Below are 24,564 nucleotides of genomic sequence, written 5' to 3'. Positions count from 1 at the left end.
CCATGACCCAAATGACTCAACGCGACGGATTGCAGGTCGCCGCGAACCTCGAACAGTTCATCGAAAAGGAAGCCCTGCCTGGAACCGGTGTCGATAGCGCCGCATTCTGGGCCGGTTTCGATGCCATCGTGCACGACCTCGCGCCAAAGAACCGCGCGCTGCTCGCCGAACGCGACCGCCTGCAGGTCGAACTCGACAAATGGCATCGCGCGAATCCGGGCCCGGTGCGCGACCTGCGCGCGTATCGCAGCTTCCTCGAAAGCATCGGCTATATCGTGCCCGCGCCCGCGAGCGTGAAGGCCACCACGGAGAACATCGACCGCGAAATCGCCGAGCAGGCGGGCCCGCAACTCGTCGTGCCGCTGTCGAACCAGCGTTACGCGCTGAACGCGGCGAATGCGCGCTGGGGCAGCCTGTACGACGCGCTGTATGGCACCGATGCCATCGACGAAACCGACGGCGCCGAGCGCGGCGCGAAGTACAACCCGGTGCGCGGCGCGCGCGTGATCGCCTATGCGCGCAAGTTCCTCGACGATGCCGCGCCGCTCGCGAACGGTTCGCACAAGGACGCGACCAGCTACCGCGTCGAGAACGGCAAGCTCAGCGTCGCGCTGAAGAGCGGCGCGACCGCGCTGCAAGACCCAGCGCAGTTGGTCGGCTATCAGGGCGATGCGAACGCGCCGTCGGCCGTGCTGCTCAAGCACAACGGCCTGCACTTCGAAATCCAGATCGACGCAAACGATTCGATCGGCAAGACCGATCCCGCGCACGTCAAGGACGTGCTGATGGAAGCGGCCGTCAGCACGATCATCGACTGCGAGGACTCGGTTGCGGCCGTCGATGCCGACGACAAGGTGCAGCTCTATCGCAACTGGCTCGGCCTGATGGTCGGCACGCTGACGGAAGAAGTCACGAAGAACGGCAAGACGTTCACGCGCCGCCTGAACGCGGACCGCGAGTATCACGGCGCGAACGGTCAGCCTGTGAAGCTGCATGGACGCTCGCTGCTGTTCATCCGCAACGTCGGCCATCTGATGACGAACCCGGCCGTGGTCGATCGCGACGGCCGCGAGATTCCCGAAGGCATTCTCGACGCCGTCATCACGACGCTGTGCGCGCTGCACGACCGCACGCACAAGCTCAACTCGCGCACGGGCTCCATCTACATCGTCAAGCCGAAGATGCACGGCCCCGCTGAAGTCGCGTTCGCGAGCGAGCTGTTCGCGCGCGTCGAAGATCTGCTCGGGCTGGCGCGCAACACGATCAAGATGGGCATCATGGACGAAGAGCGCCGCACGAGCGTCAACCTCTCCGCGTGTATCGGCGAGGCAGCGGCGCGCGTGGCGTTCATCAACACGGGCTTCCTCGATCGCACGGGCGACGAGATGCACAGCTCGATGGAAGCCGGCCCGATGATGCGCAAGGGCGATATGAAGTCGAGCAAGTGGATCGCCGCGTACGAGCGCAGCAACGTGCTCGTCGGTCTCGCTGCGGGCCTGCGCGGCCGCGCGCAGATCGGCAAGGGCATGTGGGCGATGCCCGACCTGATGAAGGCGATGCTCGAACAGAAGATCGGTCATCCGAAGGCGGGCGCGAACACGGCGTGGGTGCCCTCGCCCACGGCCGCGACGCTGCATGCGCTGCACTATCATCAGGTCGACGTGCAGGCCGTGCAGAAGGAACTGGAACGCACGGACTTCGCGAGCGCGCGCGACGAACTGCTCGACGGGCTGTTGACGATTCCCGTCGTCGAGCGCGCGCAATGGAACGACGACGAGATCCGCCAGGAAGTCGAGAACAACGCACAGGGCATTCTCGGCTATGTGGTGCGCTGGATCGATCAGGGCGTCGGCTGCTCGAAGGTGCCGGACATCCACAACGTCGGCCTGATGGAAGACCGCGCGACGCTGCGCATTTCGAGCCAGCACATCGCGAACTGGCTGCGTCACGGCGTCGTCAAGCCGGAGTTCGTGAAGGAAACCTTGCAGCGCATGGCGAAGGTCGTCGATCAGCAAAACGCAGGCGACCCGAACTACAAGCCGATGGCGCCGAACTTCGATGCTTCGATCGCGTTCAAGGCGGCGTGCGCGCTGGTATTCGAAGGCTGCGCGCAGCCGAGCGGCTACACGGAACCGTTGCTGCACAAGTTCCGTTTGCAACTGAAGGCAGGCCACGCGTAATTCCCTGCGCTTAGCCATTGCGTGACGACAAAACGCCGGCCGGGTCTCCAAAGACCCGGCCGGCGTTCATTTTTTGGCGACTAGCGCGCAGCGACCTCAATGGCAAAGCTCTTCGAGCCGGACGCCATTCGTTTTCGGCCCGAATCCGCCGATCGAAATCATCACGACGATCATGCACGCGGTAATGCCGACGAACACACCCGCGACGCCGAACTCCCGCAATAGATGCGCGATGACGAAGCCCGACATCATCGCGCCGATGCGGCTCGCCGAATAGACGATTCCGTTTGCGCGGCAACGGATGCGCGTCGGAAAAAGCTCGGCCTGGTACGCGTGATAGCAAACGGAAATGGTCTGCCCTGCGAGGCTGATGAGGACGCCGAGCACGATCAGCGGCACGACGGCTTTCATCTGCCCGAACAGCAGCCCGAACACGACCACTGCAAACGCGGAGCCGACGATCAGCCATTTGCGCTGGAGCCTGTCGGCGAACAGCATCGCGAGCAACGGTCCCGAAGGCAACGCAATCGCGATGATGAACGAGTAGAGCAAGCTCTTCGTCACCGTGATGCCCTGACCGATCAGCAACGTCGGCACCCAGTTCGCGAATCCGTAATAGCCGATCGCCTGGCAGAAGTTGAAGACGATCAACATGATGAGCCGCGAGCGATACGGCGGCTGCCACAATTCCGCAAGCGACGCGCGTCGATGCGCGGGCACTTCGACGGCAGGCAGCGGCGCCGGCAACGCACGGCCCGATTGACGCGCGGCCATCGCTTCCATCTTTCTGACCACGCGATCGCCCTTCTCGACATGCCCATGACTCGCGAGCCAGCGCGGGCTCTCCGGCACGACGAGACGAATGAACCACACGATCACCGCGCCCGCCGAGCCGATCAGCACGACCCAGCGCCAGCCGTCGATGCCGGCGAACGTGGTCGGCACGAGCCAGTACGACAGAATCGCCGCGGCGGGCGCGGCCGCGAACATCACGGCCTGGTTGAACGCCATCGCGCGGCCCCGCATGTGCTGCGGCACGAGTTCGGTGACGTAGCTGTCGATCGTCACGATTTCGATGCCGACACCGATGCCCGTGATGAAGCGCCACAAGATCAGCCCTTCAGGCGTGTGCTGAAACGCCAGTATGGCGGAGCCGACCGAATACCATAGCAACGACACCGTGAACACCTTGCGGCGCCCGAAACGGTCCGGCAGCCACCCGAAGCAGAACGTGCCGACGAACAGCCCCGCGAACGTCGACGCGATGAAACCCGCGATGCCCTGAAGCCCGAAGAACGAATCCGTCGTCGTCTTGAGCAGACCGCTCTTCGCCATCCCCGGCGCGATGTAGCCGGTGAAGATCAGATCGTAGACCTCGAAGAATCCGCCGAGTGAAATCAGCAGGACGAGCATCCACAAGTAACGCGTGACGGGCAAGCGGTCCATGCGCGCGGACAATGCCGCCGCCGCGCGCAGATTGGTCTGCGTTTCGGAGGGCGCAAACGGGGGATTGTCCGCTGCCGCGGGTATCGTGCGCTGCATAGTTGTCTGTCTCCTGAAATGCGCCATCGGTTGTCGGATTGAATTGGATGCCTGATGGTCGATGCTTCGTTGATGTCAGTTGGTATGGGTTGCGTTCTCGCGGCCATCGACGCGCTCACGCGGTGGCGCGCCCCGTCAGCCGCGAAAGAATCTCCTGCGTGTGCTCGCCGACTTTCGCCAGCGCCTGACGCACGCCAGGACGCCGCCCGCCCATCGTCAGCGGCAGCAGGACCACTTCTGTCGTGCCGCCGTCGTCGGTTTGCATCGGCACGAGTCCGCCGCTTTGCTTCAGATGCGGATCGTCGAACAGTTGATCGGGGCGCACGATGTGCGCGTAGGGAATGCCCGCTGCTTCGAGCTTCGCGGCGAGTTCATCGGCGCGATGGTGCTTCAGGATGTCGCCAAGACGCGCGAGCAGTTCGGGACGCACGGCCACGCGCATCGCGTTGTCCGCGAATTGCGGCTCGCTCGCGAGATCGGGCCGGTGGATCACATCGCACAGCGTGACGAACTGCCTGTCGCTGACCGCGCCGATGAACAGTTGCTCGCCGTTCGCGAGCGTGAACACGTCGTACACGCTCCATGCGGAGACGCGCGACGGCATCGGCGGCGGCGCTTCGTGCGTCATCGCGTACTGCTGCATGTGCTGGCCCGCGAGGAACACGCAGTTCTCGAACAGCGCGCTTTGCACTTCCTGTCCGCGCCCCGTGAAATCGCGTTCGCGCAGCGCGGCCAGCACGCCGATCGCACCGAACATGCCGCCCATGATGTCGTTGACCGACGTGCCCGCGCGCAGCGGACGCCCCGCCGGTCCCGTCATATACGACAGGCCGCCCATCATCTGCACGACTTCATCGAGCGCGAGCCGCTTTTCATAAGGGCCTGGCAAAAAGCCCTTGTGCGATACGTAGATCAGGCGTGGAAACTTCTTCGACAGCGTGTCGTAGTCGAGGCCCAGCTTCTGCATCAAACCCGGCCGAAAGTTTTCGAGCATCACGTCGCACTGGCCGATCAGCTCTTCAGCGGCTGCGTGACCGTCGGGCGTGTTGATGTCGAGCACGACGCTCTTCTTGTTGCGGTTGAACGTGCGAAAGAAGCCGATGCCGAGGCCCGGCAGCTTTCGCGTCTTGTCGCCGCCGGGCGGTTCGATCTTGATGACTTCGGCGCCGAGATCCGCGAGGATCATCCCGCACGTCGGCCCCATGACCATGTGGGTGAATTCGATGACGCGCACGCCTTCGAGAGGCAGCTGGCTGGATGTGCTCATGTTGAACCTCATGCGGTAACGATGGGATTCGCGGCGCGCTTCGCACCGCCGTTGAATGTCTTCGGCAGACCCGCAAGCCATAGCGTGCCGTGCAGCGTTTCGTTCGACAGCCACTGCGCGACCTTCGCGCGCAACGTCAGCAGCCGTTCGATGTCGACGCCCGTTTCGATGCCCATGTCCGCGAGCATGAACGCGAGGTCTTCGGTCGATGCGTTGCCGCTCGCGCCAGGCGCATGCGGACAGCCGCCGATGCCGGCGAGCGTCGCATCGAAGCGCGCGACGCCCGTTTCGAGCGCGGCATATACGTTCGCGAGCGCGAGGCCGCGCGTGTCGTGGAAGTGTCCGCACCAGAAACGCTCGCCCGCCATGCGCCGCGCTTTCTCGAACAGATCGCGCACGGCAGCGGGATTCGCATAGCCGACGGTATCCGCGATGCTCACGCGGTCAGCGCCCGCATCGAGCAGCGCCTGCATGCATCGCAGTACTTCGGCCTGGTCGACGATGCCTTGAATCGTGCAGCCGAACGCAGTGCCGATGCCGCCTTCGATCAGCGTCTTCGAGCCCGCAGCGTCGCGCGCGGCACGGATGCGCGCGACTTCGGCGATCACTTCGTCGGGCGTCTTGCGCAGGTTCGCAAGGCTATGCTCGCGACTCGCGGACAACGGCACGAGCATCAGGTCCGCTTGCGTGTCGATCGCGCGCTCGGCGCCTCTCAGGTTCGGCACGAGCACCGAGACGAACAGATCGGGCAGCGTCTTCGCATACGCGACGAGTTCCGCCGTGTCCGCGAGTTGCGGCAACAGGCGCGCGGGCACGAACGAACCGACTTCGATTTCACGCTGACCGGCCGCATACGCGCCGGCGATCCATTCGATCTTCTTTTCGGTGGGAAGAACGGTCTGAATGCTTTGCAGCCCGTCGCGCAAGCCGACTTCGCGGATCACGACGCGGGAGGGGAATGAGGGCATCGAGGGTGTCTCCAGTGTTGCATGCCGGTCTTTGCGAATGCCGGCGTTGTGCTAACTTTAGACATTCCATCCGATACATAAAGCGCTATTTTGGAAGTGTCAGATTTCCGAAATGGAAACGCAGCGCGACCCTCTGGCTCGGACCAGAGCAACGCGCCAGGGCGCCAAGGCGCCGACAGGAGACAACCGTTGCGCGACATCGACCTGAAAACATTGCGGCTCGTCGTGGCCGTCTGCGAGCACAAGAACATGGCGCGCGCCGCGCACGACGAACATATCGAGCCTTCCGCCGTCAGCAAGCGGATCGCGCAGCTCGAAAGCGATCTGGGCGTGCCGCTCTTCACGCGCTCGCGACGCGGCGTGCTGCCGACGCCCGCCGGCGTCGCGCTGCTCGAACACGCGCGCAACGTGCTGTTCACGATGGACCGGATCGCGAGCGATATCGCCGCATTCGGCAGCGGCCTGCGCGGCAGCGTGAGCGTGTGCGCGTCGGCGTCGGCGATTGCGGAGAGCCTGCTCGACGATGTCGCGTCGTTCATGAGCATGCCCGCGCACGAGAACATCCGCGTGCATGTCGAGGAGTGGCTGTCGCACGATCTCGTGCGGCGGCTGCGCGAAGGCGCGGCATCCGTAGGCGTGTGCTGGGACAACGTGGATCTCGAAGGGCTCGAGCATCGACCGTATCGCGAGGACCGGCTCGCGCTCGCCGTGCATCCGGACCATCCGCTCGCGAAACGCTCGACGCTTCGCTTCGCGGAGACGCTAGGCTATGAACATGTGGGCCTGCCGCCGTCGACGGCCGTACACATGATGATGCAACGCGCCGCCGCGCGAGCAGGCGGCACGGTGTCGTACAGGGCGGTCGTGTCGAACTTCGATGCGGCGTTTCGCGTGGTCGCCGCGAAGCTCGGCATCAGCGTGATTCCGCAAGTAGTCGGCGATACGTATGCGCGCATTCTCGATGTGCGCGTGATTCCGTTGACGGACGAATGGGCGAAGCGGAAGTTCGTCGTGTGCTTTCGCGATTTCGACTCGCTACAGCCCGCGGCGCAGCGGATGGTCGATCATCTCGTCGTGCGGGCGCGGCATACGCACGACGCCCATTGATATCGAGCGCCGCACGATCAGCGCGCCGTGCGCGCCGTGCGCGCCCGCGCCGCGACGGCAGGCTGCGCGGGCGGCAAGTCGAGTCGACGGAACACGAGCGCCGACAGCAGCGTGACCAGGCCGACGCACACGAAGCTGAGCATGAAGCCTGTCGACGCCGAGCCCCATTGCGCGGAAAACACGTTGACGAGCCCGCCGCCGATCGACACGCCAAGGCCGATCGCGAGCATCTGCACCATCGAGAAGAGGCTGTTGCCGCTGCCCGCGTCCGCGTGCGACAAACCTTTGAGCGTCACGCTGTTCATCGCGGCGAACTGCATCGAGTTCGCCGCGCCGAACACGGTAAGCAGCACGATTTCCAGCAACGGCGCCGAGTGCTTCGACACGAGCGCGAACGCGACGATCGTCGAGCCGACGATCACCGTGTTGACGGCGAGAAACGCCGAATAGCCGAAGCGCCTGATCAGCGGCGCGATCCAGCGCTTCGAGACGGTGCCCGCAATCGCGGCGGGCAGCATCATCAGACCCGAGCGCAACGGCGAGTAGCCGAGCTGCACCTGCATCAACAGCGGCAGCATGAACGGCACCGCGCTCGATCCGATCCGGCACAGCAGATTGCCGACGAGACCCACGCTGAAGTTCGGCTCGCTGAACAGCGCGAGTCTGAAGAGCGGCCGCGTGAACGAGCGGGCGTGCGGAATGTACGCGAGCGCGGCAACGACGCCGGCCACCGCGAGACCCGCCGACCATTCGATGCGATGCGTGCTCATCGGCGGATCGATCGCGAGCGAAAGCAGGATCATCGCGAGCGAGAGCAGTCCGCAGCCGATGAAATCGAATGGCGGCGGATGCGTCGCGTGATCGTGCGGCAGATAGCGTTGCACGGTGAAGAGTCCGATCACGCCGACGGGAACGTTGACGAGAAAAATCCAGTGCCACGAAATGGACTGCGTGAGCCAGCCGCCGAGCGTCGGCCCGACGATCGGCCCGACCTGTCCCGCGACCGACACGAATGCCAGCGCCGACACGTACTGGTCGCCGGGCACCCGGCGCAACACGGCAAGCCGTCCGATGGGCAGCAGCATCGAGCCGCCGATGCCTTGCAGCACGCGCGCGACGATGAGTTGATCGAGGGTATGCGCGCCGGCGCAGCACAGCGAGCCCAGCACGAAGACGAGAATCGCGGCGAAATAGACGCGGCGCGTGCCGAATCGATCCGCGAACCAGCCGGATGCGGGCGTCAGCAGCGCCATGGTCAGCGTGTACGCGACGACGACCGGCTGCATCGCAAGCGGCGATGCGTGCAGGCTTTGCGCCATCGAAGGCAGCGCGGTGTTGACGATCGTCGTATCCAGCGTCTGCATGAAGAATGCAGCGGCGACGATCCAGAGTAGCGCGGTGTGTGAGGAATCCCGGGTCATGATGAAATTCGCAGAGGTGCGACCCGGCCGTTCAGGCATCTGCGTTCAGCACGTACGTGTTTCGGCTTCGCGGTAGTTGCACCTCGGAAACGGGCGTTTCGCCGAATCGGGTCCGCTATGTTTCCTCGTGGCCGATTCGTTCACATCAGCCGTCATGGTATCGATTTCAATGGCAATCGGGAAGTCGCCTGATGACACTGATTGTCATCGCGAAAGCCGATGACAATGCGTCATGCTCAATCCTCTCTGGCTCAAGACGTTCGCGACCGTCACGAACTGCCGCAGCAGTCCGCGAAACTAAATCTCATCCATTTTTGGGGTTGTCGAAGCCAGATTAGCGGCTGCCGCCAGCAACATTGGCAAAGGCAATGGCAAAAGAAAACTCGACGATTAACCGATTTTTTTGCCATGCCTGGATTGCCAGCAATCGCGTTCACGATGCCGCGGCGTAGAGCCTCCGCTTTGGCGCGGATTCCATACAGAAGGAAACAGGCTGCCGCCAGATTTCAGCGGCAGCTTCGTCGTCGATGACTGCAGCGATTATTGGCCCGTGTAGCCAACAGGAACCGTCGAATTGTCCTTCGCAACGGTCGCGTTGTTCGACACGATGTACTGCGGCACTTCCGTCAGCGTCAGCGAGACCTGGCCGTTCGAGTACGGAACGGTCGTGGTATTGCCATAGCCATCGATCTTCGTCACGTTGCCCGACGTACCCGGATTGTCCACCTGCAGCGAGTAGCCCGTCGAATACGTCTGGCTGTACGTGCCGTTGCTCGTCGGCCACTGGCTGTTGCTGTGCGCCCATGCGGCCGTCACGACCTTGCCGTCGCCGAGCTGCTGGAAGGCATACGCGAACGTACCCCCCGGCGTGCCCTTGACGCGGCCCAGCGTGTTCGTGCCGTCCAGCACGCGGGTCATCGTTGCGAAGGCCATCGCTTCAGGCTTCGGCGACAGGTTCGACGCACCGAATGCGCCCTGCGCGTTGTTCAGGTCGAAGAACGAACCGTAGCCCACTTCGCCCGGATAGTCGGGGCCGAAGAACAGCGTCGTCACCTGCGCGCCGCCGCCCAGCACGATGATGTGCGAGCGAACACCAACGGCTGCATGTGCGAACAGCTGGTTCTGCGATGGCGTCGTCGGGCCGTAGTTGATGCCCGGGTCGTAGCTCGTGCCCGCTTCCGTGAAGAACAACTTCATGTTCGGCTTGCCGGCCTGCATCACCGAGCGCAGTTGGTTCATCTGGTTGTCGAGCGCGTTGGCCTGGTTCGCCGGATCGGGGTCCGAGTCCTGCAGCTCAGGCGGATGCGCCGGATACGTACCCGCGTTCCAGTAGCCGTGCGTCGAAACCGCGTCGATGTAATTCCACAGTCCGAGCGCGCCGAACTTCTTCAGATAGCCCGTCGTACACGTATCGCAGTTGGAGGCGAACGGATTGCCCGTGCCCATCACGACCGCGTTCGGATCGGTCGAGTGGATGCCTTGATAGGCGGCCTTGTACATCGCGACAAAGTTCGCGTCGCTATCGGCCCAGCCGAGGCTCGGCTCCCACGTCACCTGATAGTAGTTGTTCTGCTGCTTCGGATAGTTCGCCGCGCGGATCAGGCTCGTGTCGGTGCCGACCTTCGCCATGAAGTTCTGGAACGCGGTCATATCCTTCGGCGCGTAGTAGCTGTCGGTGTACTGACCCGTCTTCGAATTCCACCCGGGGATACCGTCAAGACGCACGATGCGCATCTGGTCGGGGTTGTTCTTGTAGAACGCATCGAGGTCGCTCACGTTCGGCGTGTACGTGTTCGGACCGTTGGGTTCCATCGTCGACTGCTGACGGTCGTCGATCGTCCACGAGATGCCGAGTGCGTGCAGCGCGGCGATGTTGCCGTTGAAGCCCTGCATGCCGAAGCGGTGCTGATCCTGATGCGCGTAGTTCACGGTGCCGAGCACAGGCGTGAGGTTCGGCAGCACGCCGAACGTCGCGATACCCGTCGGACGCGTGCCGCTGTGCGGCAGCGTGCCGCCGCTCGCGCGCAGCGTGGCCGTGAGCGCACCGTAGCCCGACCACGTCGACGTACAGGAAATCGTGTTGGTCTGCACGCCGGAGTTCACGGGGAAGCTGCCCTGCGTCTTGATCGCGCCGTTCGAATCGGCAATCGACCACACGACGGTATCCGCGTTCGGCGCGTTTGTCGTGATCGCGAGCTTGAACGGCGTGTTGTTCTGGAATACGCGCAGCCCGTCGCTGGTCGGCGTGTCGGCCGAGATCAGGCCGTTCGCGGTGCCGCCCGCCTGTTGCGCCGCGTTGCCGCATGAGAGCGTCGAGCTGCTGACGCCTTGAGCCTGCGCGTGTTCCGCACCAAACGATGCCAACACAGTTGCCGATGCAACCCCCACTAGTTTCCAATATCTCATCATTGTCCGTATGTTTCGCTGAAAGCAGTGTCTCCGAGGTCTGGCAAGATCGATCGGAGTCTTTTCCCGCCTTCGCGTTATCAAATAGAAGGAGAAGTGCGCTGGAGGACGCGTCAGCCCACGTCAATTGCCTGAGCCGCCTGCGTCTCCCAGCGTTCGCACGAGCGCACAAAACGCCCAAACCCGCAAATCTCCGCCAGCCGCCGCCTAGTATTACGTACTCCTTACTGCTCAACTAAATCAGACACGCTCGAAGAATCATTCCTCGCAACGCGAGCAGCGCTCGCCTTACGCACCTCATGCGTGAACTACAGCCGACATGTCTGCACATGCCATCGATCCGCCGTACGAGCGACGAAGCACGCATCGGCGGGTGAATGGCAACTCAGACGACCTGATTTGTGACGCGAGTCGGGAGGGCCGTTACGGCGGCCATCGTCCATCGCGCGCATCGCGGTCGACAAGCGCATAGGATGACTGACGGATCAGAAACGTCCTTCGCTTTTCCTTGTCGACACGACACTGTCAGCGAACCTTAACGGTTCGAAGACGCTGCAACGCAACTCTGCAACTGAACAGCCAAGATCCGTGCGTCGGGTTTCTGCGGTAAAGAAACCGGCGCAGGAATTGACAACCAGACATCTAGATCCCGCTCATTCGCCATGTTTTCACGGCGAAACGATGTCTGGCTACACGCAATGCCCTCTTCGGCACCTATTACGCCATGGACGGCAGCTTCAATGCTGATCCGGCATTAGTTACGGAAGTCTTCACGGGCAGACGAATTATAAGCGCTTCATGCAGGTAGTGTTAACCCGCTTCAGCGCAGAAAAGGATTGATCCCAATGATGAGCGTTGAAATGGTCCTCCCATTTTCTACATATGGTGCCCGCGGGGGCGATCTGCCTCAAAGTCCCGGAGAAAAGACACATCTGTCATCGGCCTGGATATCTTCTCAAGGAAAGCAAATCCATTTTCTAATATTAATATAAATAGTTATTTGATCCCCTTTATATTTATAAGGGTCGAATAAATCGTAAATCAGAATTCTTATAGTCATGCTAAGTAAATTAAATCGAATATCGCCACCCGGTTTCAGCCGCCATCATGTGCAGCAGAAATGTACTCCGTACGTGGACGCGACATGAACACCGATCCCTTCCCACTGAGAGATGGTCTCATGTGCGACGCGTGTCGCCGTCCGCCGGACGTAAGCGGCTACCCAGAGAACAAGCGATTGAATTGATGTGGCATTCTAAAGGCGCGGTGTCGCAAGCGCGCATCACACATAGACAACGCCATCAACGTCGCAAATTGCACTGGAATCAAAGGCACCCGATTCGCGCGCAAATTCCGGCGCTATCGCACTGACGCTGATCACAGCGATGTAGAGCCGCTAGAGAGCAACCATCGCGTGTGGGCACAGTTGATGCGGGGCTCAGTCACCGGTACACGCCGCGCGAAAAACGGGCAATGCAGTCGGCAATGCACTGCGACGGCTTCCTCCGCGTGGAATGTCGAACCGGTGCATTCAGTGCCCGTGCGACGAGGCCGATTACAACAAAAAAATTTGATAGGGAGCGTTCAATGGCTCGTTCCTACCTGTCCGACGCGTTGCAGTGCGCAAGCGTCACCACAGGACGTACTCCAATTTATGAGCAAACGTCCGAGCGCCCGGTAACATCACAATTGACGGCATTTGCTGCAGCGCTTCAGGCGCGCACTGGCAAAGCCTTTAATAACTACCAGTCGTTACACGATTTCTCGGTGCGAGACTTTCGCACCTTCTGGCAATGCTTCGTCGAGTGGTCGCAAGGGCTGGAGCTATCCGGCAGCATCGAGCCGGTTTGCGTCGGCGACGACTGTGAGCATGCATGCTTCTTTCCCGAGGCTCAAGTCAACTACGCTGCCAATCTGCTTAACCTGTCCGTGGCACCGTCCACTGCACCCGCGATCACCGCATGTCACGCCGATGGAAAGCGTGTACGCCTGACGCGCGGCGAACTGCGCGAACGCGTCGCGCGCCTTGCTCACGCGCTTTCGAAACTGGGACTGCGCGAAGGGGACCGCGTGGTCGCGATCATGCGCAACGACGCTGACGCAGCTGTGACCGCGCTGGCAGTGACCGCGCTCGGCGCGAGCTTTTCGTCCGCTGCACCCGAAATGAGCGTCGACGCGATCCTCGATCGCTTCACGCCACTCGCGCCTCGTCTACTGTTCGCGCACACCGCAGCGCGCGATTTCGACACGGGCATGCCTGTGGCGGATAAAGTCGGCGTGCTGACGGCTGCGTTGCCATCGCTAAAGGGACTGGTCTGTCTCGATGACGCAAATGCCCTGCCGGGCACGATCGGCCAGCGTGTCCATTCGCTTGTCGAACTGATCGACGGGGGCGACGCCGCGCGCTTCGAATGGCCGCGCTTCCCGTTCAATCATCCGCTTTTCATCATGTTCTCCTCGGGCACGACGGGCAGGCCGAAGTGCATCGTGCACGGCGCCGGCGGCAGTCTGCTGGAGCATCTGAAAGAACATCGGCTGCACTGCGACCTGCGGCCCGGCGACCGGATGTACTTCCACACCACTTGCGCATGGATGATGTGGAACTGGCAGTTGTCGGCGCTTGCATCGGGCGTCGAAATCGTGACCTACGATGGACCGATCTCCACCATCGATGTGTTGTGGCGTCTCGTCGCCGATGAGCGTGTCACCGTGTTCGGCACGAGCCCCGCTTATCTGAAGATGTGCGAGGACGCGGGCCTGGAGCCAGGCCGGCAGTTCGATCCACGCGCGCTTCGCACGATGATGTCGACTGGCGCGGTGCTGTACGACACGCAGTTCGACTGGGTACGCGATCACGTGAAGCCGCTGCCGCTTCAGTCGATTTCGGGCGGCACCGATATCCTCGGCTGCTTCGTGCTTGGAAATCCCGACTTGCCGGTCTATGCAGGCGAAGCCCAGTGCAAGAGTCTTGCGCTCGACGTGCAGGCGTGGGATCAGGGAGCGCGCACTAACGGAATCGGCGAACTCGTTTGCATCAATCCGTTTCCGTCGCGTCCACTCGGCTTTTATGGCGACACGGACGGCACGGCCTTTCACGCGGCCTATTTTTCCCGTAACCCGGGTGTGTGGACGCACGGCGATCTGATCGAGTTTTCATCTGAAGGAACGGCCCGCCTGCATGGCCGTTCCGACGGCATACTGAATGTGCGCGGGAGCAAGATCGCTCCCGCCGAGATCTATCGCGTGCTGAACGATATGCGGGAGATTCGCGAAGCGATGGTCGTCGAGCAGAAGCAAGGCGACGCATCGGCCGATCACGCTCGCGCTCAACCGCCTGACTCGCGCATCGTGCTGCTGCTCGTGCTGCAGGATGGCGTGACGCTGACGGGCACGCTGGTCGCCCGGATACGCCGCGATCTCGCGCACCACGCATCGCCCGCGCACGTTCCAGACCGGATCATCGCAGTCGATGCATTGCCCGTCACGCACAACGGCAAGCTATCCGAACGATCTGCCTGCGATGCGGTCAACGGCATGCCGGCCATCAATGCCACGGCGCTGCGCAATCCCGAATGCCTCGATGCGATCCGGAACCATCCGGCGCTCAAGCTGGCGACTCGAAAGCTCCCGCCAGCCGGCAACTCGCGCGAGCAACTCGAACGACATTTGCAGGCACTCTGGGAGAAGCTGTTCGACTTTGCGCCGATCGGTCGCGATGACAACTTCTTCGAACTGGGTGGCAATTCGCTGCTCGCAGCAAGGCTGCTCGCCGAAGTACGTCAGTCGACGGGCTACACGATGCCGCTCGCGACGCTGGTGATCGCGCCGACGATCGCACGCCTCGCCGGGATCATCGAAGATGGCGCACCGCGGCCGTCGTCGCCGATTCTGGTGCCCGTGCGTGATGGAACCGGACCACCGCTGTTCTTCGTGCATGGCTTGAGCGGCTCGGTGATGGAATGCTGGGCGCTGGTACAGGCACTGCGCAGCCCGCGCCCCGTCTTTGGGCTACAAGCACGCGGCCTTGACGGAGGGGAGCCGACACAGCGGCGCGTCGAAGAGATGGCTGCCTGCTACATCGACGAGATGCGCACCGTCCAGCCGAATGGGCCGTACTCGGTGACGGGGTATTCGCTCGGCGGGCTGATCGCGTTCGAGATCGCGCAGCAGCTACGGCGCGCTGGTGACGAAGTCGAACTGCTGTGCCTGCTCGATCCCTACGTGTACGAGCGATGGCTGCCGTGGAGCGCATGGATGCGCCAGTGCTACGGCCGGCTACGCGGCCAATGGCGCAAGCTGCGCGCGGTGCCTGCGTCGCGGATGCCCGGTTATCTCGCCGATCGGCTCATCGTTGGAGCCGATCACGTGCAAATGCGTCTCGGCCACGCGAGGGTGCGGCCGGACGCGACGATCGCGGCTTATCCGCCGGCGCTCCGACAGGTGCGCGAAACACTGGTACAGGCGATGACCCGCTACCGGCCGCCCCCTTACAACGCTGGACCGATCTTGTACGTGCGCGCAACGACGCGGCTGGACGAGCGTGGCGATCCGATGCTTTTGTGGCAGCGCGTCGCGCGCGGCGGTCTGGTGATTGCCAAGGTACCCGGTAGCCATTACGACATGCTCGTCGAACCGAATCTGCAGGCCGTCGCGGCGGTGCTGGACAAGGTATTGGCGAACATGTGACACGGCGGGCGTTTGGCATGCAGCACGATGTCGTCACAGCGGCGAATCGCACGAGATTCGGCGTTTCTTTCACTACTTGATCCGGGCCCGTGCCCGGATAGGGGAACTTGCCCGGGCTTTGTGACGACGGCGTTGTCGCAAGGCGAGCCGCCGTGATTGGGAAAGCCTTGAGGTTGTCGCCGACCGCGCCGTAGTACACCACGTTCCCGTAATAAGCTGCCATGCCGAACACGCCGCCTGTCAGCTGCCCGTCGGATCCTGCTTGTTCATATGTGAGTTCGCTCTGGAGAACGCGCTCGCGCATGGCGCGACAGCACGCTCACCTTAACGCAGAGCGGTAAGCCCCGGGGCTGTGCGGGGGGCGCTCCAAGGCCGCTCTTCATTGTCGCTAGCGCACAATGCTCGCGCTGGCGATTCTGCGGGGACTCAGCGTACCAGGAACGAGCGATGCTCGTTCGATTGAGTCACGCTTACGCGACATGCGACGAGAGTCGGCCAGTCGGTGAGTTCGACGCGCTCAATGAAATCGCAAATGTCGCCGACGATCAGGTTAGTGCCGCGTTCAGGTTGCGGCCGCTATGCCGCTCCAGCGGATAGTGGTCACATAGCAGCGTCCGAGCGAGTGCGGACCGTGAGCTGCGTGATGTCCCTAAGCGCGCCGCACTCAGCGCAGCATTCGAACGCGTCCGTTGGCTGTCCGCCTTCAGACGATCTGTGTGCCGCGAATGCGTTTCGGCTGATCGACAACCTTTACTCCAGGACGCTGCAGCCGCAGGTGCAGTTCGACGACGACTACGAGGACGTTAAGCGGCGTCCAGGTCATCCCCGCGTGACGTGCTGGGCACCATCGCGGACGAGGGCAAGCGGGTCACGCCGCACACCGGGAGTGCTCGCCAGCATGTCGTGGGCGCCCGGCAATTCTGGACTGCATTCGGCGACGAATTCGCCGGATGGCAGCACCTTCCATCGTATTACGGAGAGCACGATTGACCGAGGCGAAGCTCTATGACCGTAGCTTCAGCGAGGGCTACGAAACAGGCTTTGCTGGCCGGGCATGCGAGTGCCCATACATCGCCAGCGAAGCGATGTTCGACGCGGAACAGTGGCATGCCGGTTATCTGTACGGCCAGCATGTCGCAATGATGCAGCACCGGCATCCACACAGCAGCAGCGATTTTTTGAAGACGGCGGCTTCGCGTGCGGTCGACCTGTGGACCATGTGGGCGCTGCGGGACGCTTACGCGAGAAGACGCCCATGAACGCGACGCACGTCCGCACCGCTCGCCCATCGAGCTGAGGCACAGCGCGTGGCAGGGCCGGATCGGGTCCGTCCCGCGCGCCGCATTCGACGTGATCGGATGGCTCGGAATCCCACGCGCTGATTCATGATGCCGGGACGGTCGCGCATACGTTCGACAGGATGCGAAGCCCGACGATTCGATGATCAAGCTGCCAGGCGTGAAGATGGGAGCCATCGCTGGCAGAGTGCTCGCACCCGATATAAAGCACATCGAAACGAAGCACAAGACTGATCGCGCCGAGTGGCAATCGACCCGGAACGCAGTACCCCACAGGAAGAACTTCATCCGCTGCGCTTTGCAGTTCGCGCGCGTGCGCGGCGCTTTTTACACGTCGCGTTGTAAATATGGGATCGCCGTAGCGCTTCACGACAGCACGTAAAAATAAAAGGCTGCGTGCATCGAAGGCAACGGAGGACACGCGCATTCTCGGCGCATCGCATGCTCTTTCAGCCGTGCGTTCTATCGGATAATGCGGACACCAGTACACGCCGTCGAGCGTTGCGCAGCAGGATGCGAATATCTCAGTTGGGGCGGGTAGCGTCGGCGGATGCAAGACGATCCTGCTCGACAACGGCCGCGACGTCCGGCGTGAAGCATTGGCGCAAATGCCGACTGCTCACGCCGCGGATCTTCATCGTGCTGCACTCGTGGTCGTGCACTACAAAGGACGATGCATCGCGAAAGCCTCGCAGCATTTGCATGAGGCGTGGTGAACGATGCGCTTATGCGGATCAGCCCGCGTCACCACGATTACGCCAATCCCGCGGTAAAACTCGCGCGCGGCGGCCTCGATCACGTTCGGCGGTTTATCGCGATGCATGCACCCAGGTCCCAGCGCGGAATCGCGCCGCCATCCCACTGAGTACTTCGGAGAAACGGCCGCACAACTCATCCGCGCGACAGGAATGCATGTGCTCATTACGGGCAATGCAAACGAGGCTCATCTGGCACGAGCCATGGCCGAGCCTGCAACCCCCGGGCGTCAAGCCGTCCATTCAGACCTGACCGACACGCTTTTACTACCGCACTGATCGAACGCGCGCGTTGTCATTTCGAATAACCGCGGACCCATATATATCGCGACAGTCGGTACGTATGTGGCCAGTCTGTACGCGCCCACTCCGCAACACGCACTCGGGCAGACACCGCTCCCAGTGCTTTTCAACGATGTCAAATGGCGCCGGTGTTCTTGCAGCGTCTGTCTACGAGTTTGATAACGGGTATCAGAATTCCGGCAAATCCATCGCGTGTCAGAGCCCGAACGCCGCTGGGCTGTTGTGCGCCCATTTCCGATCCGCGATTTCACCAGCGCACCCGCCCAGGATCGCGATCAGTCGCGTGTTGGCGCGCGCATTCGCCACCGTGTCTGCGGCACGCACCCCAGGCAGGATTTCTGCTGCATGTTGCGTCATGTTGAACGTTCCCTGTCGTTCAACCGTGCCTGTACTGTTCTAATGCGTTTACTTTTCGTCATCGGCAATCTGGGCGACTACCACGTCCCACGCTACGAAGCGCTTGCAAAACTTGCGGACGCTCGCGGAGACAAGGTCTGCCTTGTCGAGGTATTCGGTCGGTCTGGCGCTTATGGTTTTCCACAGGAGGGCCGCATCGCATTCTTCCAGGGCTTCCCGCGGGACGCTGTCACGCTGGTCGAAGATGCCGGCGAGGCAGATCGTCATTGGTGGCGCGTCGGTATCGGATTGCTTGCGGCGCTGCGTCGATGCAGACCCGACGTGGTCGTGACGCTTGGCTACAGCACGTACTATTCGCTTTTCCTGCGGTTACTGAAAGCCTTGGGAAGACGCTTTACGCTGATCTACATGTCGGACTCAAAAGCCGATGACGGCAGGCGATACGCGCTCAAGGAGCGCCTGAAGAAGGTGTTAGTTTCGGGGTTTGACGGAGCGCTGGTAGCCGGCGAAAAACACCGCGCTTACGCGCAATCGCTAGGAGTTCCGATGAGCCGGTCCAGAATCGGCTTCGACGTAATTGACGTTGAGTACTTTTCAGCGGCTTCACGCGCAGCCCTCGAGAACGCATCGACAATTCGTTGCTACTTTGGTCTTCCCGCGCGCTACGTCATCTGTGTCAGCCGGTTCATAAGGCGCAAGAACGTCGAACTGTTGATCGAGGCATTCTGTCAGTCACAGTTGCATGCGGCGGGACTGTCCCTGCTGCTGGTGGGACAGGGGCCTTGCGGCCCGGAAATCCGCAATGCAATCGATCGACTAGGCATGAGCAGGTACATACAGATCCTCGGTTGCGTCCCGTGCCGCGAAATGCCAGCCCTGTATTCACTCGCCGAATTTGCCGTGCTGCCGAGCGCGTACGATCAATGGGGCCTGTGCATCAGCGAGGCGTTCGCCGCAGCGAAGCCTGCCATCGTAACCAGCACCTGCGGCGTCGCAAACGAGCTGGTGCTCGACGGTATCAACGGCTTCATCGTCCGGCCGGGCGACGCAGAAGCCCTGGCCGACCGGCTTGTACGACTGGCTACGGACGACGCGTTGCGAGAGCGATTCTCACAAAACGCCGTTTCAACAGTCCGTGGCTGGACACCCACGCTCTTCGCGACGAATGTTATCGAGCTCACCGATTCGCTCACCGGAGCAGCGACGTCTCTCGTCCGTAGTAGAGGCGCCGCGGCATAGCTCGCCGCTACGATCACAGGTGGCGTAGAGGGTCTCGCAATCCGGCTACGGGTGTTCCCGTCAGGAACACGCGATGCTCGATATTTCCGGCGCAACGCTCAATCGACGCTACCATCACCTCAAGCAACTCGCAGAACGAGCCGGTCGCGCCAACTGGAAAAGTCTGGCAAAGGCCGCCACTCGTTTGTCCGGCGCTGCATTTAACGATGGGCTATAACTGTTCACACAACGCGATCGGCTGGCAACGAAGCAGGTAGGACCGGTAGGAGAGCGTGATGAACGATACAGATCATGACCTCGCGCCCCTGATTTCACGAGTCAAGGGGGTATTGCGATTGTCGGCGATCATCGCAACGATCGCAGTCGCGCTCACTGGATGCGGCGGGGACGGCACCGATGGTGCAGCCAGCCCGGCAGTTGCCAACCACGCAGTCATCAACTCCGTCGATGCCGCCGTCAACAACTCCGCCGCGCATGCGGGGTCAGCAAATCATCAAGTCGTTCCCCGCTATGCACGCTTCGAGCGGAAAACCTACCGCCAGTGGGTGGTCTCCTTCTGGCAGTGGGTGAACATGATAGACAACGGCCCGTTTTTTCCAAACCCACTAATTAGCTGTACCCGTCCCATTTCATCCGGGCAAAGCGGTAAGGTCTGGTACTGGGCCACGCCCAGTTCGTACTTTCACGCGCTCAGCGTACCCAACACGCCGCAGACTTGTGACCAGTCCGCGAACGTTATTCCTGCGGGCACGTCGCTCTTGCTTGCGACGCTCGATACTTTTTCTTCGACACTGCTGCCCCCCGGCACCTACACTCCAGGCACGGCGGCGGGCGAACGGGTCATTGCCGACCGCTTTGCTGACCGCATTCAAGACTTGTTCGTCACTATCGACAACGCGCCCGTCACCGATGTTTCGGCGTATCGCGTCGCCACCGATCAATTCACATTTACGGCGGCGCTTCGCTGGGTTTTTGGATTACCGGAACATGTTTACGGAACCGGCACGGCTGTAGCTGACGGCTACTACCTGCTTCTGAAGCCCCTGCCAACAGGCTCACACACCATTCACTATGGCGGCAGGTTCCATTATCTGGCGGGAGACTTCGGGCCAGGAGCCCCGCCGCCGGATTACGTCGTGGACATCACGCTCCTGATTACGGTTGGGCCTTAGCTATGCAATGTGTTTGCGCAGGGACGTCACGGTAATCGTGCGTGACAACGGCATCGGCATCGCGCCGGACATGCTACCGCGTGTCTTTGACTTTTTTTCTCAGCCACCTTCCGCACGCATGCGTGCGGAAGGTGGCTTGCGCCACGGGCTTTCGGTGGTGAGATATCCCGTCAATGCCTGTGCAGGATGAAGTGACCATATTCAGCGCAGGCGAAAACAAAGGAACTGGAGTGACGCATGCACGGCTACGAACTGGCGCGGCGACTTCGGCATCGGGCAGAATGCGCGTCGACCCGTCTGGTGGCACTGACCTGGGATGCTGCGTCGGATTTGCGTGAAAACGGCGAAAGCGATTTCGACGGTTGTCTTGTCGAACCGCCTTCGCTCGAAGAGCTCGCCGACGTATTGCGCCAGTGAGGCTTCCTACCCCGCTATTCGTTTGGGTGCGTGTGCTGCGGCACGCCAGCGCCCGTCACCGGCGGCTCGTTCATGGAGTGCGTGAATCGACCGGAGAGCTTTGCCCGTTCGTCCAGAAGGCTCGCAACCACTTCCAGAAGGCGCGCGATGGATATCGGCTTTCGGAGAAACACGTTCCACAACGGCTCTGAGGGAAGTGGAAGCAACGCAGCCGACAGCATCACGACTGGAATGCTGGCTGTCGCGGGGTCTGCCTTGAGCCACCTGCACAATGCGACTCCGTCGACGTGTGGCATCATCCGGTCCGTCACGATGAGGTCGGGCAATCGAGACATTGCATCATCGATGATGGCAGCAGCGACTTCCCCATCTGGCGCGGTCAGCACGTGATAGCCGCCTTCGGCTTCGAGAATTATTCGAAGCAATTGAAGGATTTTTGTATCGTCGTCGACGAGCAGAATCGTAATCACGGGGCGGTGCAAGTCAGAACTCCAACCCGTCAAAACGGCAGCATTTGCTGTACCAGAATGACACCGTACCACCGTTGCGTCCACGTCGCCAGACCGGCGATGATTAGCCTCGTCCATCGTGTGCCAGTGGCTGGTGTTGCGCCGCTCGACGACCGTGCAGGCGGTGCAATTGACGTAGCAATGCTGTTGCGGGAAATGGCTTGCGAATAAAAGCGAATACTCGTAGTCGGGGCGGATTTCTGGATTCGCAAGTCATGATGATCTGGACAGTCGATAGCGCCGGGTCCACCCGCGGAGCACGAATCGGCTTTCCCGTCTCCGATTCGCTAATGGTCACTGCATCGGAACTCGGCGATACGTCGGCGACCGTGGTTTTCCTGGTCGCTGTGTAGTATCCCGCTCAGTACAAAACCCTTGAAGCGTCGTGCTCCGGGGCTTATTTATTTGTTTGTGAGGTCAGGGCCCCACCTTTTTGCACGACATCGACCGATATCGGCGGCAACGAGTTCTTCGTCGTGCGCGGACGAACATCGAGTTCCGGTCCCTTGCCTTTTTCTGGCGGCTGCTGGTTGACGTAACGAGTATTCGAATTCAACCGACCACGTGCTGACGGACGGGACTGTGCGGAGACTGCGCGTTGCGTGCGCCGTTGGCGCGCGAAGAGCAGGATTTCCGTATATGCGTCCGCCAGCATCCGCAGGGCGCCGCAGGAGAATGCGAGAAAGAGCGCGCCGGCAGCGATGGCGTAGGACGTGATGGCGGCAACAGCGAAGCTCGTGCTCGACTGGTTCTCGAGATGTACATACCAGACATCCGGCAGATGCACGAGCATCCAGCCGGCGCCTGCGGCAATCGCAGACCAGAGGAAAAATACCGCCACGTGCACAGAGATCTTGCCGACCAGGCAGAGCGCTCGCCAGATGGCGAAAATGACCTTCATGATGTAACTCCAAATCGATAATAGTCCCGTCGAGGAATAGACAGGCACTATCCGCCGCTTTGCACGGCTGGAGTTACGCGTCTCTTGAGGAAGGAAATGAGGCACTTGGAACGCCACGCAGTCGCCATCGAATTCGACGCGCCCTGACGAGGAGTACCGGAAAGCGGGTTTTCCGGGCACCCGCCGCATAACCGACGTCGCATGCGCCGTGCCTGGCGTGGCCGTGAATTCGCTATCGCGAGGAACTGCGATTGCGACGGCCGCCGTGTGGAACGAGATTGGTGGCGCAGATGTGATTGCGGCATGTGGCAAGCCGTAGATAGAGACGCGCGCAAAGCGCGCTGGACGCGTCAGCGCTCCTGGCGTGTTCACGCCGGATGTTGCCCTCATTGAAAGTCAAATGCCGGGCACAGACGTCCGCGAACCGGCACGACGTCTTCGGCAACGGGCGGCATGCGCAATACACGGCGTCAGATTTGCGTGAAAACGGTGAAAGCGATTTCGACGGTTGCCCATCAAACCGGCTTCGCGTGAGGACTTCGCCCGGCTATCGCGTCAGTAAGACATGGGTCCTGCTGTTCGTTAGTGTGCGTGCGCTGCGGCACGCGAGCGTCCGTCACCGGCGGCTCGTTCCAGGCGGGCGTAGACTGACCGAATCGACCGAAGAGCCGTACCCGTTCGTCCAGAAGGCTCGCAATTGCTCCCAGAAGGCACTCAGTGGATACCGGCTTGCGGAGAAAGACGTTCCACGGGGGCTCGGGTGCAAGCGGAAGCACCGCAGCCGACAACATCACGACGGGAATGCTATTGGTCGCGGGGCGTGACTTGAGCCATCGGCAGAATGCGACTCCATCGACGCGCGGCATTATCCAGTCCGTCACAATGAGGTCCGGTCGCTGCTGCATCGTTGTGGCAACGGCCACTTTCCCGTCGGGTGCACTTAGAACCCGATAACCTTCTCCTTCAAGCACCGTCCGGAGCGCGAGGAGGAATTTTGCATCGTCGTCGACCAACAGGATGAGAAACACGGCACTGCTCCCTGGCTGTCTTCAACAGCTTCATTGAGCATTTCGTATTCCCTTTATTGAAATCCAACAGCGCACACGATAAGGCGGCGCAGTCCGAATACTTTTCGCCAAATAGCGTAAAAGGTACAAGGCGCGCGCAATCCCGGTTTCGTGCACGCCACTCTGGTTGGCCGTCGCTTACTATCTCTTGCGCGACGCATTGGACAAGCGTCGCACGGCTCGCGTCGAACAGAATACCCGATGCCGATTGTGCAAGGATGGACCACTGCTCCCGTTCGACGCGGACCGGATGCGGCCATCAAGAGTCATTCGCCCGCAGCATCGATCGGACATTAGGGCGACCGCTCCGCACAAGCAACCCGTCGCTCAACCGGTGTTGATGAAAGGCTGGAGTCAACTACGCGCGCTTCCTCCGGCTCGCGCCAGCTGGACAGCATCTTCTCGACCTCCGTCGCGATCCAGACTCGGAAAAGCCGGTATTCCGTTCGTTCCAGTGCGCTCTTATGTGTGACCAGGTGGTGATACCTGTCATGGAAGACCAGGCATTGCTCAACGGGTCTTACGAGACGGCCTTCTTCGACCTGGCGGTGAATCAGATGGTGCCACCCCAGTAACGTGCCTTCGCCAGCTTCCGCTTGAGATACAAGTAGGCGATAGTCGTTGCTTTCGAAGTTTTCGTCTTCTATTAACTGCTCTCCGACATCGCCTTGCTGGAACCAGTTTCGCCACACGCGCCAGTCGACGTGCTCACCGAGGTGCGTTCGGCCAAGGGGGGAGAGGCTCAATGTCGGGTGTTTCAGCAAATCAAGCGCCGAAAGGTTTTTCCCCCGATAGTTCTCCTCGAAAAACTGTTCGCTGCAAACGGGATATCCAATATCGTGGAGACGGTCAGCGCGAACTGCACAAGCGCTCAACGAGCATTTGGGTTGGGCGGAGATCTGTCATCCATTTCATCCGCTTAAGGGCCAACGCTTTCCGGTGCTGAAGAGGCGACGCGTCTCGGGTATC

21 protein-coding genes are annotated in these 24,564 nt (G+C 61.5%); 11 read left to right on the top strand and 10 right to left on the bottom strand.

Annotated features, from left to right (window positions below; all coding sequences use genetic code 11):
• Nucleotides 1-2: 2 nt before the first annotated feature.
• Nucleotides 3-2,180 carry a malate synthase G gene (locus VSR68_RS08820; protein WP_342939466.1) on the top strand — a complete coding sequence of 726 codons (2,178 nt, stop codon included), beginning with the start codon at nt 3-5 and terminating at the stop codon, nt 2,178-2,180.
• Between the two features lie 96 nt (nt 2,181-2,276).
• Here VSR68_RS08820 and VSR68_RS08815 read toward each other — a convergent pair whose 3' ends face one another.
• From VSR68_RS08815 to VSR68_RS08805, 3 genes are all read right to left on the bottom strand, one after another.
• Nucleotides 2,277-3,722: an MFS transporter gene (locus VSR68_RS08815; RefSeq protein ID WP_342939465.1), complete on the bottom strand. Its 1,446-nt coding sequence runs from the start codon at nt 3,720-3,722 to the stop codon at nt 2,277-2,279.
• Nucleotides 3,723-3,837: 115 nt separating this feature from the next.
• Nucleotides 3,838-4,989 carry a CaiB/BaiF CoA-transferase family protein gene (locus tag VSR68_RS08810; protein ID WP_342939464.1) on the bottom strand — a complete coding sequence of 384 codons (1,152 nt, stop codon included), beginning with the start codon at nt 4,987-4,989 and terminating at the stop codon, nt 3,838-3,840.
• Nucleotides 4,990-4,997: 8 nt separating this feature from the next.
• The gene (locus VSR68_RS08805) at nt 4,998-5,957 is read right to left on the bottom strand and encodes a hydroxymethylglutaryl-CoA lyase (RefSeq protein WP_342939463.1); all 960 of its coding nucleotides are present in this window, start codon (nt 5,955-5,957) and stop codon (nt 4,998-5,000) included.
• Nucleotides 5,958-6,146: 189 nt separating this feature from the next.
• Between VSR68_RS08805 and VSR68_RS08800 the strand changes: the two genes are divergently transcribed.
• The gene (locus tag VSR68_RS08800; protein ID WP_342939462.1) at nt 6,147-7,064 is read left to right on the top strand and encodes a LysR family transcriptional regulator; all 918 of its coding nucleotides are present in this window, start codon (nt 6,147-6,149) and stop codon (nt 7,062-7,064) included.
• Between the two features lie 17 nt (nt 7,065-7,081).
• Here VSR68_RS08800 and mdtD read toward each other — a convergent pair whose 3' ends face one another.
• Nucleotides 7,082-8,485 (bottom strand): multidrug transporter subunit MdtD, encoded by a 1,404-nt coding sequence (gene mdtD, locus VSR68_RS08795; RefSeq protein WP_428983478.1) that lies wholly within the window; start codon nt 8,483-8,485, stop codon nt 7,082-7,084.
• 540 nt (nt 8,486-9,025) lie between these two features.
• Nucleotides 9,026-10,849, bottom strand: coding sequence for a hypothetical protein (locus tag VSR68_RS08790; RefSeq protein WP_428983477.1), 1,824 nt, complete (start codon nt 10,847-10,849; stop codon nt 9,026-9,028).
• A 1,629-nt stretch (nt 10,850-12,478) separates the two neighbouring features.
• Here VSR68_RS08790 and VSR68_RS08785 point away from each other — a divergent pair.
• Both VSR68_RS08785 and VSR68_RS08780 read left to right on the top strand, forming a co-directional pair.
• Nucleotides 12,479-15,577: an acetoacetate--CoA ligase gene (locus VSR68_RS08785; protein ID WP_342939459.1), complete on the top strand. Its 3,099-nt coding sequence runs from the start codon at nt 12,479-12,481 to the stop codon at nt 15,575-15,577.
• 986 nt (nt 15,578-16,563) lie between these two features.
• Nucleotides 16,564-16,836, top strand: coding sequence for a hypothetical protein (locus tag VSR68_RS08780; protein WP_342939458.1), 273 nt, complete (start codon nt 16,564-16,566; stop codon nt 16,834-16,836).
• 124 nt (nt 16,837-16,960) lie between these two features.
• Here VSR68_RS08780 and VSR68_RS08775 read toward each other — a convergent pair whose 3' ends face one another.
• The gene (locus VSR68_RS08775) at nt 16,961-17,296 is read right to left on the bottom strand and encodes a hypothetical protein (protein ID WP_342939457.1); all 336 of its coding nucleotides are present in this window, start codon (nt 17,294-17,296) and stop codon (nt 16,961-16,963) included.
• Between the two features lie 829 nt (nt 17,297-18,125).
• Here VSR68_RS08775 and VSR68_RS08770 point away from each other — a divergent pair.
• The 5 genes from VSR68_RS08770 (at nt 18,126) to VSR68_RS08750 (ending at nt 21,118) form a co-directional block, all read left to right on the top strand.
• Nucleotides 18,126-19,529, top strand: a complete 1,404-nt coding sequence (locus VSR68_RS08770; protein WP_342939456.1) for a glycosyltransferase family 4 protein — start codon at nt 18,126-18,128, stop codon at nt 19,527-19,529.
• Between the two features lie 73 nt (nt 19,530-19,602).
• Entirely contained in the window at nt 19,603-19,746 is a 144-nt protein-coding gene (locus tag VSR68_RS08765; protein WP_342939455.1) for a hypothetical protein, read from the top strand.
• A 58-nt stretch (nt 19,747-19,804) separates the two neighbouring features.
• Nucleotides 19,805-20,701, top strand: coding sequence for a hypothetical protein (locus VSR68_RS08760; RefSeq protein ID WP_342939454.1), 897 nt, complete (start codon nt 19,805-19,807; stop codon nt 20,699-20,701).
• 7 nt (nt 20,702-20,708) lie between these two features.
• A complete protein-coding gene (locus VSR68_RS08755) occupies nt 20,709-20,891 on the top strand; it encodes an ATP-binding protein (RefSeq protein ID WP_342939850.1) in 183 nt (60 codons plus the stop codon).
• A 47-nt stretch (nt 20,892-20,938) separates the two neighbouring features.
• Nucleotides 20,939-21,118 (top strand): hypothetical protein, encoded by a 180-nt coding sequence (locus VSR68_RS08750; protein ID WP_342939453.1) that lies wholly within the window; start codon nt 20,939-20,941, stop codon nt 21,116-21,118.
• A gap of 14 nt (nt 21,119-21,132) precedes the next feature.
• Here VSR68_RS08750 and VSR68_RS08745 read toward each other — a convergent pair whose 3' ends face one another.
• Nucleotides 21,133-21,600: a response regulator transcription factor gene (locus tag VSR68_RS08745; protein WP_342939452.1), complete on the bottom strand. Its 468-nt coding sequence runs from the start codon at nt 21,598-21,600 to the stop codon at nt 21,133-21,135.
• 242 nt (nt 21,601-21,842) lie between these two features.
• On the opposite strand from VSR68_RS08745, the gene VSR68_RS08740 reads away from it, so the two are divergent.
• On the top strand, nt 21,843-21,980 hold the full coding sequence (locus VSR68_RS08740) for a hypothetical protein (protein ID WP_342939451.1): 138 nt from the start codon (nt 21,843-21,845) through the stop codon (nt 21,978-21,980).
• Nucleotides 21,981-22,024: 44 nt separating this feature from the next.
• On the opposite strand, the gene VSR68_RS08735 is transcribed toward VSR68_RS08740, so the two are convergent.
• The 3 genes from VSR68_RS08735 to VSR68_RS08725 all read right to left on the bottom strand — a co-directional run bounded on the left by VSR68_RS08735 (nt 22,025) and on the right by VSR68_RS08725 (nt 24,470).
• Entirely contained in the window at nt 22,025-22,528 is a 504-nt protein-coding gene (locus tag VSR68_RS08735; RefSeq protein ID WP_342939450.1) for a hypothetical protein, read from the bottom strand.
• 515 nt (nt 22,529-23,043) lie between these two features.
• Nucleotides 23,044-23,556, bottom strand: a complete 513-nt coding sequence (locus VSR68_RS08730) for a response regulator (RefSeq protein ID WP_342939449.1) — start codon at nt 23,554-23,556, stop codon at nt 23,044-23,046.
• A 332-nt stretch (nt 23,557-23,888) separates the two neighbouring features.
• Entirely contained in the window at nt 23,889-24,470 is a 582-nt protein-coding gene (locus VSR68_RS08725) for a LysR substrate-binding domain-containing protein (protein ID WP_428983476.1), read from the bottom strand.
• A 7-nt stretch (nt 24,471-24,477) separates the two neighbouring features.
• On the opposite strand from VSR68_RS08725, the gene VSR68_RS42775 reads away from it, so the two are divergent.
• On the top strand, nt 24,478-24,564 hold an 87-nt coding region (locus VSR68_RS42775), incomplete at its 3' end, for a DUF5372 family protein (RefSeq protein ID WP_342944118.1).

Source organism: Paraburkholderia phymatum (genome assembly GCF_038900715.1).
GTDB classification, from domain to species: Bacteria; Pseudomonadota; Gammaproteobacteria; order Burkholderiales; family Burkholderiaceae; genus Paraburkholderia; species Paraburkholderia phymatum_A.
This window is presented reverse-complemented; position numbering and strand designations above follow the sequence as displayed.

Bases quoted from the DNA above. Each gene is read 5' to 3' on its own strand.
- VSR68_RS08785 (WP_342939459.1), top strand. From the start codon at position 12,479: ATGGCTCGTTCCTACCTGTCCGACGCGTTGCAGTGCGCAAGCGTCACC.
- VSR68_RS08760 (WP_342939454.1), top strand. From the start codon at position 19,805: ATGAACGATACAGATCATGACCTCGCGCCCCTGATTTCACGAGTCAAG.
- mdtD (WP_428983478.1), bottom strand. From the start codon at position 8,485: ATGACCCGGGATTCCTCACACACCGCGCTACTCTGGATCGTCGCCGCT.
- VSR68_RS08740 (WP_342939451.1), top strand. From the start codon at position 21,843: ATGATGATCTGGACAGTCGATAGCGCCGGGTCCACCCGCGGAGCACGA.
- VSR68_RS08815 (WP_342939465.1), bottom strand. From the start codon at position 3,722: ATGCAGCGCACGATACCCGCGGCAGCGGACAATCCCCCGTTTGCGCCC.
- VSR68_RS08765 (WP_342939455.1), top strand. From the start codon at position 19,603: ATGCTCGATATTTCCGGCGCAACGCTCAATCGACGCTACCATCACCTC.
- VSR68_RS08805 (WP_342939463.1), bottom strand. From the start codon at position 5,957: ATGCCCTCATTCCCCTCCCGCGTCGTGATCCGCGAAGTCGGCTTGCGC.
- VSR68_RS08820 (WP_342939466.1), top strand. From the start codon at position 3: ATGACCCAAATGACTCAACGCGACGGATTGCAGGTCGCCGCGAACCTC.
- VSR68_RS08755 (WP_342939850.1), top strand. From the start codon at position 20,709: ATGTGTTTGCGCAGGGACGTCACGGTAATCGTGCGTGACAACGGCATC.
- VSR68_RS08735 (WP_342939450.1), bottom strand. From the start codon at position 22,528: ATGAAGGTCATTTTCGCCATCTGGCGAGCGCTCTGCCTGGTCGGCAAG.
- VSR68_RS08750 (WP_342939453.1), top strand. From the start codon at position 20,939: ATGCACGGCTACGAACTGGCGCGGCGACTTCGGCATCGGGCAGAATGC.
- VSR68_RS08810 (WP_342939464.1), bottom strand. From the start codon at position 4,989: ATGAGCACATCCAGCCAGCTGCCTCTCGAAGGCGTGCGCGTCATCGAA.